9 protein-coding genes are annotated in these 10,239 nt (G+C 42.2%); 1 reads left to right on the plus strand and 8 read right to left on the minus strand.

Annotated elements, in window-relative coordinates:
• Positions 1-217 precede the first annotated feature (217 nt).
• Positions 218-1,153 carry an acyltransferase family protein gene (locus FTT73_RS04115; protein ID WP_180191044.1) on the plus strand — a complete coding sequence of 312 codons (936 nt, stop codon included), beginning with the start codon at positions 218-220 and terminating at the stop codon, positions 1,151-1,153.
• A gap of 168 nt (positions 1,154-1,321) precedes the next feature.
• On the opposite strand, the gene FTT73_RS04120 is transcribed toward FTT73_RS04115, so the two are convergent.
• From FTT73_RS04120 to FTT73_RS04155, 8 genes are all read right to left on the minus strand, one after another.
• Positions 1,322-1,693 carry a hypothetical protein gene (locus FTT73_RS04120; RefSeq protein WP_180191045.1) on the minus strand — a complete coding sequence of 124 codons (372 nt, stop codon included), beginning with the start codon at positions 1,691-1,693 and terminating at the stop codon, positions 1,322-1,324.
• The gene (locus tag FTT73_RS04125) at positions 1,694-2,236 is read right to left on the minus strand and encodes a glycoside hydrolase family protein (protein ID WP_180191046.1); all 543 of its coding nucleotides are present in this window, start codon (positions 2,234-2,236) and stop codon (positions 1,694-1,696) included.
• Positions 2,220-2,504: a holin gene (locus FTT73_RS04130; protein WP_257232851.1), complete on the minus strand. Its 285-nt coding sequence runs from the start codon at positions 2,502-2,504 to the stop codon at positions 2,220-2,222. Before FTT73_RS04130 ends, FTT73_RS04125 begins: the two co-directional genes overlap by 17 nt.
• A gap of 71 nt (positions 2,505-2,575) precedes the next feature.
• Positions 2,576-4,618 carry a hypothetical protein gene (locus tag FTT73_RS04135; protein ID WP_180191047.1) on the minus strand — a complete coding sequence of 681 codons (2,043 nt, stop codon included), beginning with the start codon at positions 4,616-4,618 and terminating at the stop codon, positions 2,576-2,578.
• Between the two features lie 9 nt (positions 4,619-4,627).
• Positions 4,628-6,331 carry a phage terminase large subunit gene (gene terL / locus FTT73_RS04140; protein WP_180191048.1) on the minus strand — a complete coding sequence of 568 codons (1,704 nt, stop codon included), beginning with the start codon at positions 6,329-6,331 and terminating at the stop codon, positions 4,628-4,630.
• Positions 6,331-6,639: a hypothetical protein gene (locus FTT73_RS04145; protein WP_180191049.1), complete on the minus strand. Its 309-nt coding sequence runs from the start codon at positions 6,637-6,639 to the stop codon at positions 6,331-6,333. The genes terL and FTT73_RS04145 overlap by 1 nt, the downstream gene beginning before the upstream one ends.
• 66 nt (positions 6,640-6,705) lie before the next feature.
• Entirely contained in the window at positions 6,706-9,873 is a 3,168-nt protein-coding gene (locus FTT73_RS04150; RefSeq protein WP_180191050.1) for a hypothetical protein, read from the minus strand.
• A gap of 66 nt (positions 9,874-9,939) precedes the next feature.
• The gene (locus tag FTT73_RS04155; RefSeq protein WP_180191051.1) at positions 9,940-10,164 is read right to left on the minus strand and encodes a hypothetical protein; all 225 of its coding nucleotides are present in this window, start codon (positions 10,162-10,164) and stop codon (positions 9,940-9,942) included.
• Between the last annotated feature and the right edge of the window lie 75 nt (positions 10,165-10,239).

Genomic DNA, 10,239 nt, shown 5'->3' on the forward strand with positions numbered 1-10,239 from the left:
TATTTTTTATTTAATATCTAATTTTATAAATATTTATGTACACACTCCTGTACACATCCACATATATACCTATCTAGTACTGGTATTCATTAGAGTACTTAGTGCTCAATTCTACACTTTTAAATGATATAGCAAAATAAATATAAAATTCTTAGATAAAGGTACGAAATTCTCTTAATATGGCGTGTGAATTAAAAAAAGGATTACGGTCAAAATTATGGATAGAAATATATCGATAGATATTCTTAAAATTTCTTTAGCGATTTTTGTTGTTTTTCTTCATACAGCATTGTTTTTTGACTTTTCTAAAGAACTCAGTTTTATATTGGTTAACGGTGTTTTTCGTATTGCTGTTCCAACATTTTTAATAATCACTGGTTATTACTTCTTTCTAATTACAGACTTGAAAAAATTTTTAAAGTGGTTAAGTAGAGTAGCTATTCTTTTTTTAATTTGGAATCTTTTCTATCTCCCATTCTGGTATAAACCAGAATTAAAGAGCCTGTTATTTAATGCGATTAATGGATATTTTGTGCTTTGGTATCTATCAGGAACCGCACTCGCAGGTTGTATGTTGTTTCTCGTTAAAAATGTGAAAAGTTTATATTTAGTTCTTGCCTCATTGTTGATCTATATTCTTGGATGGTTAGCTCAAGAAGCAGGAAATATGCATCTTTTCTCAGGTGGCGTTGATAAATTATTGAACTCTACACCATTCCATCGTAATTTTTTCTTTATCTGTTTTCCTTTTCTCACTCTTGGCTATCTAATTAATAAGCACCATGTTTACCTCAGTAAATTTAAAATAAACATTAATCTTGTTTTGTTGCTTTCAAGCTTGCTTATTATTGAGTCATATTTAAATTATATGTTTATTAGCACAACAGAAGGTTTAGACCAGCTGCTGATGTTGTTCTTGGTAGTTCCCGCCCTGTTCATCTTTGTGCTTAATCTTGAAATAAAAGGAAAGACTAAGAATTTAGCAAGCTTATCAACGGGAATATTTCTAATACACCCCCTGTTTTTATTTTTATTTAGACAAATCATTCCTAACCATCAAAACACTTTGATTTCGATCTGTGTGTTATTAAGTTCTGTTATTGCCGGCTTGATATTGGTTCTCCTGAATAAACGACTTAAATATATTTTATAAAGATTTATTAAGTTAGAGAGCCCTCACTTAGAGGGCTTTTCTATAATCGACACAATGGCTTTGTGTCTGTTCTGGCAATCTACATACTTTCGTCGATCATCAACCATCACCTGCAGTACTTCTTTGGCTTGGCCAGACTTTAATTCCTGTAGATCCGGACAGAGTGTTTTAAGGTTTGCCGGTATTACCAGCGGTGTTGACTGCTGACACCCCGTCGTCATCAAAGCAATTAGTGTGGATATAAACAGGACGCTCAACGATCTTTTGCACTTCACGTGTAATTGTCTCGGTTTTAACGCGCTCAACTTCTTTTGATTCTTCATATTCTTCCCCTGCTTTATTGGCCAGCTTCTGTGCTTCCTTTTCAGCATCAAGATATGGCTTTAGCTTTTTATTAATTTTGTCCTGGCATGTCGTTTCAGCTTTTCGTAAATCACCGGCTAAACGATTGGCCTGAAAGAGCTGGCAGAGAATCACGATGCACAGCACCACGATCAAGGACCAGCGTTTGTTATTCCAGATCAGCGATAAAAACGGCATCTAGTTCACTCCCATGCATTTGTTATAGCGTTCAACTTGTCGGGTCCATACGCCATAGCAGTTGTTAGAACGAATACTGCAGTCGCGCTTGGCCACATATTTCCATTTCAAAAGTGACTTACACGCCTGGATATATTCACGTGCTTTCAAATGACGAAGCATTGACGATCCAGACCATGCGCCGGTGCCATATTGGTATGTGAAATCTAAGTACAAATCATATTCAGGTTGTGAAATTGGAATATTCAGAACTGTTTTATTGAAGCGCTGTGCATCTTTATCCATGTGCAGTTTGAGATATTCAAACGCCTGTTTGCGGTCAATCGCTGGATCACTCATCTTTACGCGCACACCGTTTGGATAGACTGTCGTGCCGTGACCAATAGTCGGTACATCCCCTTTAACTGGAATGACTGGCTTGGGTGTATAGCCTTCTTTTACTGCAGTGGCTTGCACCTGTTGATCACTTGGACCAGTGATCCACATGCCTGCAGCAAGCACCAGAGAAGAACCAATCACATAGTATTTAGTCTTGTTTGACATCGTAATATTTCTCCCATTGCTCTACTTTTAGTTTGTGGATCTCGTCAGCTCGTTTATTTTCCAGCCGCTTGTAATACCAGTTCACAACAAAGCCCGCTAAAGCAAGTGCGATACCCATCCAGGCCAGGACATCGACTGAAGCCAGCCATGCCACAAAACCAGAAGCAGCCCCTGCATACGTTGTTTTTGATGCAGCGGATGAGACAGTCGCTGCCATTTCCATTACTGCTGATTTCTGATCGGACATGCCGCCCCCAATTTTTGACATTAAAAAACCCTGATCTAATTAAAAATCAGGGTTAAATGTTGTTTGTTGTGTGTCCTGCGAAGATGTGTTTCCTAAACTGTCCGATCATCACTAACAAGACCGTAAGCAACTAACGCCGAAACAATACTATCTAGGACAGCATTCTGCTCTGCAATGGTTGTAGGTGTTTTCTTCCCTGTAATACTTCGTTTAGTTGTTGGTGGTGTTACTCCAAACGCACCTATACCGCCGGAAAGCTGAGTTTTAACAGCATACAGAGTTCGCCAAGTTGCATTCGCATACCCCAAATCCCTCGTTCCCGTTTGTGCTACGGTTGGTGATAAACTCGCCTCAATTCTCCAGTCGCCGATATTATTTCTAAACAGTGATTCGGGGGCATCCGCAAAACCGTCACCAAAAGCTAAAGCTGGAACACCGCCACGACTATATAGCTTTGCTATACCCCATAACTTTAGAGGGTCTGAAGGGCTGAATACATGCAAAGCACCCGATGAAGTAACAGCAAAGTTTAACTGTCCGGAAATACCAACGCTGAGCGCCATATTTGATGCACTTTGTTTGGATTCAAAGAAATGACTTTTAGTTGTTCTTCTTGTGGTTCCAATATCGTCAGCCCCATCCAAAGAAAACTTGGCGTGTCGTGTACATGCAAGCATGATTGGAGTAACATCATTTGTAAAAACAGCATGAGGTGAAATCATACAAGAAATAAATGTGTCATATAGAGAAACAGCAGAGAATTTAAACTCATGTGCATCTTCAAAGCGGCAGGAAATCCACTTATTTGCGCTAAAGAACGAAGTTGTAAGTGCAGGATCATAGTTGAAATCAATAGTCTTAGTGAATGCACCTTCCATTGAACAAGCGAAAAACACATGACCGTTAGGCGCATTATTACCACCCGCAGCTTTTGATATTTTTAAACAAGTTGTTCCGAATGCCGTTGTGTCTGCCGTGTACCGTGCGAAGTGTCCCCGATACCAAGTACATTCATTGATCCAGCCACCACCTTCAACATTAATGTGGATATTGACTTTAGACGCATCAACCATACCTAAGAATCTGAAATCGTTGTAAGAAATGTAGATATTCCCTGTATCACTGAACATTTCGATATTTTCTTCAAACCCTCGAATCGAGTTAAACACTACCTCACTATCACGCAGACCGGAAATTTTTACACCTCGACCCCCCGCAGCGGGTATCTGACCAATTTTTCGATTATTCGCAATAGATGGTAGCTTTATAGATACGTTTTCAATAAGAACTTGGTTAGCACCAGACATCCGCTTAATTTCTACAGCAGGCTTATTCAATGCAGTAGGAAATACAAATTCTGATCCACTAAAATCGCAATTTGTTGGTACGATTACAGTGTCATTTAATGTATACGTTTTTCCGTGTACGCTTTTCGCTACTTTATTGTAAGTCTGACAGTACAGTAGACACATATTAATAGCATTTGTTGCATCAATAGTAGTGTCTCCAAAAAACTCTACATAAGCATTACCATCCATCAAAGCAGCATTAATTTGTTTCTGGGTTTTATCTCCATCTACAACAAAAGAGGCATCCCAACCCTTATCTACAGCAATTTGGGCAAGGCGCTGCATGAGATAATTGTAATACTCATCTAGCTGATCTAGAGCTACACCCTGCTTGCGGATTTCTTCCATGAGATAAGCTCGAAGCTCATCATCTCGATCATCTACATAGCCTTTTAGATCGTTGATTTTTTCTTCTTGTTGCTGATGCAGTCGATCCACATAAAGCTTCATAAGCCAGTCAGCTACACCAAGCTCCTGCAGCTTTAACCAAAGCCGATCAAAATCACTGTTTACCGTTTGTGGTCGAAATGAGTTATTGAAAGATTGGTAATCTGTAGTCCGGCCAAATGGAGTGTTTCGCTGTAATGTGATTTTTTTACCAGCTGCTGGTGCAGTAGTGAATACCACATTTCCACCAGTTAAGCTCCACGTTGCAATCGGTGGTTCTATATCATCAATTAATACAATTAAATGGTCTTTTGATTCACACTGGAATTTCAGCGCAAAGCTAGTAGTTGCACCATTCCCGGTGTGTTCGATATACGACGTTTGTTCTGGAACTGCCATGATCTGCCCCTAATTTTCAAAGTCTAGAGTGGCTTCAATCACGCCACTATTCCCTCTCCAATTAGGGCCTTCATTGACCTCATTATTTCTGTGTATTTTGCCTACGCGTTCCGGCTGGTCTACGATTGCACCGGCTGCTGAGTCCATGTAATCATCTGGTTGATTGGCCACGGCTGGATTCCATTCACGCATCTGTTTAGCCGCTGGTGCATCTTCTTCACTACCATCTTCTTCACTACCATCTGGATTGGCAACCACAAGAACAGAGATATGCGCCCAAAGCAGACCAGACATAAGCGGTCCTTCAAAACTTTCAAGAATGCGCTTATTCTTATTCTGTGAAGCATGTCGTTCCTCTACACCACAACGAAGTTTTCGCTTCTTCAAAGCTGCTTTAAGTGAAGAACCCGCAAAGCCGCCAATGCCGTTAGTCTCAATTACAATTTTCGGCACATGGAATTCTTCAATCAGATCGCACAACTGCCATACCTGACCGCCAATAATTTCACCATTTTCATTGGTGATAATATCCGGACCAGTCAATGCAATGGATCTGTGCCAGTACTTGTTCCCAAGGTCGTCATGCAGAACCAATGCTGTAGATGAAATATCTGATTTAAGTTTTCCGGATGATGGGTCCCACTTGGCGGACATGCCGACAATACGGCGTTCACCCAGCATCATGAAGTATTCTCCATTGGCGCGTTTTAGCACCGGCTCACAGTCATAGGCCAGAATCTTATCTGGATCAAGACGCACATCACCAATAGGTTTGGCATGCATCTGATACTGTGAATCCCATTCATTCAGGGTTTTACATTCTTCGCGCCGGAATTCCATTTCTTCCGGTGTGAATCGCTCCTCCCAAAGTCCTTCAGAATAGAAATCAACAATATAGTTTGATTCAAGAAAGGTAATTTCCCAGACATTTTTTAGCTTTCGGCATTCATAATGTTCACCTTTATGCAGGTACTTTGCACCAACGCCGATGCCAGAGAAGCCGTGAACAGGATTGAAATCAAGTAAAACTTTCTGGCCTTTCTGGGTATCCTCAAAACGCTTTTCATGCTCAAACATTTTGAGAATTAATTTATCCACCTTTCTTTGTTTTTTAATTTTTTCATAAAGTGAATCGTGGGTATGCGGTGTGCCGATCCAAAGCTTTTTTGCACCTGGTATGGCAATGTGTGTCTGCTCAGATAATTTTTTCGGCAGCTTTTCACGTTGATCCGGATTGGCTGTGGTTTGTGGTGTCTCAACGTCATCATTTTGAATGAAGTGCGCACGATGGCCTGTGACACCAGAAAGAATCCCTTTGGCCAGCATGGTACCGTATCGAACATCTAGCGTACCATTTACAAACCAGCGTTCAATCTCCCCCTGACGAATGCTGACATTATGATTATCAATACACAGCGGATGCTTTTCCAGTACATCACGTGTGCCTTTTGAGCATTTATATGCATCTGAATCAGTTGTTCCCTGGTGCAGGATCTGTGTATGTGGCCAGCAGTAAATTACCCAGGCGTTAAACACGTCCAGAATACTTGACTTGGAATGCCCACGCGGAAGCATAAGCAAGCCTGTACGACCTTTAAGATAAAATTCTTCAAGGAAAATACAGACCTGAACATGGAATAGCGGTACCTTCCAGCCTTGCAGCTCAGCCCAAAGCAGAAAGAACGCTAAGAATGAAATCTTAGGTTTAGTCATTAGCTAAGGCGTTGTTTAAGTTTTGCAGCTTCTGCTTCGGCTTTTTTAATCAGTTGCTGTTCGTATTTCTCCTGTGTTGCCTGAGTTGCACTGATCGGCGGAATCTTGCCGGATTTAACATCTAAAACACGTTGCAGGGTCGCCATAACACCAGCCTGATTTTTGACGATGCCATATAAAAAGGCTTTATCCCCACGCCCTACTTTTGTTGCAATGTTGGTATCAATCGCTGCTTCCGCAGTACTAACCATGTCGTCTGCAATTTCTTCTGAAAGTAATTTGATTCGCTCTATCTGGTCATCACGCATAAAAAAATCCCCCGTATATAAGCTATATATACAGGGGGTTCGGTTGGGCTAAATTGGGTGTCCTACTTACTCCACGATACGATCAAAATCAGGCATCTGAATATCACCGACATCATCACCCCAGAAGCGCGTCCGGTCGTGCTGACGTTCAGCTTTCCGCAATAATTTTTCACGGTAGCCTGGTGCAATCATGTCCTGAATTTCGTCAAAGACTAGGCGATTAGTCGCAGCTTTGGTATAGAACAGGTTTTGCGCTGGTATCTTGTTCTTGAGCAAGCGGAATGCTTCATTGGATGCGTTGGTATCTTTATCATCGTAGTACTGCGTCAGGTTGCCTACAGTCAAACCGAGCACAGCTTTAACATCTGAACCCAATGGACCTACCATAAAGTCTGAGGTACTACGCCCTGAAGTATCCGTACCAGCAACAAGAATATCGCCAAGAATGGATAGACCACCACCCTGAACCGCTGAACGAGTCCAGAAGTTCATAGTCTTTTGTGGATCGTCACTATCCCACATGGTCGAAGGGTCATTGCCGTTGGCCAGTTCTTTAAGCTGTACCGCCAGTGCGCCCAGTATGGTGGTCATGGCAAATAATGACACCCCATAAGCCGCCTTACCTTTCACACCATCCTGTGCCATGGTACGTGAACCATGGCGCATCAAGAATGCTGCTGGAAAGGATTTAAACTGAAGCATCCCTTTTAGAATTTCACCCATGGCTGTACCTTTCTTTTGCCCTGCACTCATCCATGTACGCTCACGTAGACCGGCTTCAACTACCGCCATTCCCTGCTCATCCAGTAAATGCGCCTGAAATTGTGTGGCCACTTCATCACGGATTTTTTGCGCTAATAATTTTTTCTCTCCATCAATGCTATTTGCAAGGCGATCCATGACATGCTGACGTTTAGCCTGGCGCTCAGCAACCTTTGTCTGGTATTCAATAAACTCCGCATCCAAGGTATTTACACGCTTATCCAGTTCCTTAAACTTCTGCTGAATAGATTTATTGGCACTGCTATCTGCATTGCGCATTTTTGCACGAAGCTCTGTCATTCTTCGCTCAGCATTACCAAGGCGATAACCTAAACTTTCTGCTCTATTCCCATACTGCTTAGCATTGCGTTCAATATTCTTGCGTGTGGATTCTGAAGCTTTATCGGAGTGACGGCCATCTTCGACTTGCTGTAGGAAATCTTGAATTCGACCAGCCTGCTTTTCTGATTGAAGATAACGGTTTATATCTGTCTGAGCAGTTGCAGCCTCCTTCTGCGCATCGATTAAATCAATACGATCCTGAAGGGCTTGTTTTTCAGCCTGTGATTTAGCATCTTTTCGATTGGCATAATCTAGAAGACGTTGTGATAGCTGTCGTTTAACATCATCAACCTTTTGTGATCTGTTGGTCATGCGCTGATCATCTAAAGCGTTACGATCATCTAGTGCTTTAATCTGACTATCAATATCATCCGTCAAAGCTTTAACGTCACCATCCACAGCACTTAAAATCTTATCATCTGGAATTTCATAAATAGAACGTGCTGACATGAGCTGATTTCCCTTACGATCCACGACCGGATCAGCCAGGCGCATGACTTCCCAAGCGCGTTCGTTCAGTCCTGTTTTTTCTATCAGCTCACGATCCATTGCGTCCAGATCGGCCCATGCTTTAGAGCGGGTTAAAGTGCCGTATTTATGCATAAGCATCTTGCTAAAGCCGACTTTTGAAGCTGCTGTGAGTGCGTTTAGGCCAGATACGCGCATAACCTGTGAAGCAATACCACTGGACACTCGAGCCAGTTTCTGTGACTTGCCATGTACTGAAGTTAGACCATCATCAGACCAACGTGCGATAGAGCCGAGCATTTCCTCTGTGGCCAGACCTAAACTGTGCGCCAGCTGTCGATCCTCTTTATTTTTTGGATTGAGTTGCGAAATCAGTTCACCAAAGGTTTTGCGGTAGGCAATACCATGGATCGATGCAGTTTTTGCAATCATGGCCTGATCGGTGACGGATGAAATTGTGGTACCACCTAGCATGGATGCCACGTTCATTGACCGGTACGCTAAACCCATATTGGCCAGCACTTCGGATTGCGGTGTATTTTGGCCTGAAAACTCGTCAAACATGGTCTGTGCACGTTTACGCGACTTGCCCGTATCGTTTGCATCAACACCCTTCTGCCAGTCCTTTTGCTCTGCTGCATCCATCAATATGCGCATGGAATTTTTAGGACTGCTGCCAAGATTTTCCACCATAGCAATATCTTTGGATAAGCCGTTAATATGTGCTTCCACCAAGTCTACAAACGGCATACCGCCGAACTCTGCCTGATATTCCATCCATGATTCAGCATCTTTAAAATGCAGTACCCGGCTTTCAGAATGTCGGCTGGTAACTTTGGAATTACCACCGAAGGACTGACGGCCAATTTCAGTTTTATTGGCACCGTTGCTGCTCAAGGTATCGAATGAGTATTCGAGTAGTTCGCGGATCTCTTGCTGAGAGTAATACGATCCGTCCTCATGCACGTATTTTGAAGTGTCGATTAAGCTTTCAGCTTTCTGCACCCATGCCTGTTTGCCGGCTAATACAATCTTTTCTAAGCTATGCGTCTGCGGTAATCCCCAATCATCCAGTTTTCCAATATCACCACCGGCACGGTTAAAGCGTTCGCGCATACCTTCAAAGACCTCGCCCATCTTGTCGCTGATCTTCTTGGCCAATGGGTCGCCAGTGCTGTCATTGAATCGTTCACGAACAATCTTTTGCACCAGTTCAGCATCGGTGAATACACCTAAACCGCCTTTAACATTGGTATAAAAGTCCACCAGCTCACCACGGTAAATGGCTGCAATCGCACGAGCTTTAGTATCAATTGATTGGATGCCGGACATATCACCATGTGCTGCAACCATACGATCTACAACTTCACTGGCGGTTAAGGTCGGATGATCCAGCAGGGCAAGGTTTTTGTTTTGAGTGAGAATGTCGCGTGCTGCAATGGCGTGTTTTCGTTTTAGTTGTGCCTGAATATCTTCTGCGACAAATTCACCGGCTTTCACCAGTTTTTCAGCATCAGATAAATTGCGCCAGTTCTGAATATCCTGCTTGGCCAAAGACTTCATTGCATCTTTAATGCGGTTTTCAATGTCGGCTGCTTCTTGCTGGTTTAGTGTGGCCTTACCGAGTGCCTTGGCTACGGCGGCCTTACATTGGTCTTTCATAATAAAAATGCCCAGATAATTTTCATCATCTGAGCATCTTTTAGGATTGGGTTTGTTGGGTAGGGATTATAATCTGTGACCAGCCAATCTTTCCTTTTCATTTGCTAAACGAACTACATCATTCGGACTTCCTGAAAATGTATATATTTTTGTGAAAAATTTTTGATCTAAATATTCAAAAGAGTTTTCTTCCATTTTTTTTATTAAAAATAATCCATCATTATTCTCATTAAGAAAAACATAAGGAGCATTTGTATCCAGCCAAAAACAATTTTCTATTTTTAATTCCATTTCACACCTCTGTAAATACCTGAAAAGAGTGCGGAAAGCATTCAGGTTAAATGCCTTTCAGGAGCGACCCTATCC

The organism is Acinetobacter sp. YH01006, assembly GCF_013420445.1.
In the GTDB taxonomy this organism is placed as follows: domain Bacteria; phylum Pseudomonadota; class Gammaproteobacteria; order Pseudomonadales; family Moraxellaceae; genus Acinetobacter; species Acinetobacter pseudolwoffii.

Coding starts and splice junctions, on each gene's coding strand:
- FTT73_RS04115 (WP_180191044.1), top strand. CDS start 218: ATGGATAGAAATATATCGATAGATATTCTTAAAATTTCTTTAGCGATT.
- FTT73_RS04120 (WP_180191045.1), bottom strand. CDS start 1,693: ATGCCGTTTTTATCGCTGATCTGGAATAACAAACGCTGGTCCTTGATC.
- FTT73_RS04125 (WP_180191046.1), bottom strand. CDS start 2,236: ATGTCAAACAAGACTAAATACTATGTGATTGGTTCTTCTCTGGTGCTT.
- FTT73_RS04130 (WP_257232851.1), bottom strand. CDS start 2,504: ATGTCAAAAATTGGGGGCGGCATGTCCGATCAGAAATCAGCAGTAATG.
- FTT73_RS04135 (WP_180191047.1), bottom strand. CDS start 4,618: ATGGCAGTTCCAGAACAAACGTCGTATATCGAACACACCGGGAATGGT.
- terL (WP_180191048.1), bottom strand. CDS start 6,331: ATGACTAAACCTAAGATTTCATTCTTAGCGTTCTTTCTGCTTTGGGCT.
- FTT73_RS04145 (WP_180191049.1), bottom strand. CDS start 6,639: ATGCGTGATGACCAGATAGAGCGAATCAAATTACTTTCAGAAGAAATT.
- FTT73_RS04150 (WP_180191050.1), bottom strand. CDS start 9,873: ATGAAAGACCAATGTAAGGCCGCCGTAGCCAAGGCACTCGGTAAGGCC.
- FTT73_RS04155 (WP_180191051.1), bottom strand. CDS start 10,164: ATGGAATTAAAAATAGAAAATTGTTTTTGGCTGGATACAAATGCTCCT.